This window comes from Mammaliicoccus stepanovicii, from assembly GCF_002902525.1.
Classification (GTDB): domain Bacteria; phylum Bacillota; class Bacilli; order Staphylococcales; family Staphylococcaceae; genus Mammaliicoccus; species Mammaliicoccus stepanovicii.
On sequence record NZ_PPQZ01000139.1, the window covers coordinates 1 to 1,179 of the forward strand.

2 protein-coding genes are annotated in these 1,179 nt (G+C 22.1%); both read left to right on the forward strand.

Going from position 1 to position 1,179, the window contains the following annotated elements; genetic code table 11:
* Window positions 1–589, forward strand: a 589-nt coding sequence (locus CD111_RS12320) for a GHKL domain-containing protein (RefSeq protein ID WP_142380973.1), incomplete at its 5' end; no start/stop codon positions are given.
* 15 nt (window positions 590–604) lie between these two features.
* Window positions 605–1,179: response regulator (locus CD111_RS12325; RefSeq protein ID WP_103268523.1), on the forward strand; the 575-nt coding region annotated here is incomplete at its 3' end.

Here is a 1,179-nt window from a genome sequence, read left to right on the forward strand (position 1 = left end):
GAATAATATAATCATTAGCATAAATGAAGTCGAAGAAAATGAAAAAGTAAAGAATTTTAAAAAAGAATTACTTTATCTAAGTAATTACACAAAAAATATACCCTTTTCAAGAAATAAATTTGATACTAATTATTTAAAAAACATAAAAAATCTATACTTAAAAAATTTATTTCTGAGTAAAATTGAAGTTATAATGAATAAAAATATAAAATTGCATTTTGAATGCTTACAACAAGTGGAAGAAATAAAAAAAGTTCATAATTTAGATTTAGTTAGGATCATAGGCATTCTAATCGACAATGCTATTGAAGAAACAGAGAAGTTGAATAACGGTTTCATCAATATATATATATATTCAAGTAATGGTTATTTAGAATTCATTATTGAAAATAATTTTATGAATAAGGAAAAAATCTCTATTCACAAATTAATGGAACTTGGATTTTCTACAAAAAACAATCATAAAGGGTTAGGGTTAACGATAATTGAAAACATAGTTGAAAAAAACAAATATATTAACGTTAATTATGAAATCAATGATAATGACACAACATTTAAAGTGATTTTAGTAATCAATATAAATTTATAATGGGAGGGAGTATTTATGGCATATTCAGTTTTCATCTGTGATGATGATGTTAATCATCTGAATAAAATCAAAATAATAATAGAACATTATATCTTATTTCATGAAGGACAATTCATTATTGAAAAAGCAACCACATCTTTACCAAATTTTTTAGAATATATAGATAGTCATGAAATAAACTCTGGTGTTTATTTTTTAGATATGGACTTTAAACAAGATATGAATGGAATTGATGTAGCATTAAAAATCAAACAAAATGATGTTTATGCTAAAATTATTTTCATTTCAAGTTACAACAATTATGCTACTTTAACTTTGAAAAACAAAATTGAAGCTGTTGATTATATTAATAAATTGCAGGAAATAGATAATCTTCAAGATGAAGTTATAAGTAGTCTTAAATACTGTTATAATTCAATTGTAGAAAAAAAAAGACGTTCTAAATCAGTATTTAGGTTTTCAATTAACACTAGTATTTATTTTATTGATATAAATGAAATTATTTTCATTGAAAATTCAAAAATCCCTCATGTTCTAACTCTAGTGACTAGAACATCTAGATATAATTTTTATGATAAAATATCTAGAAT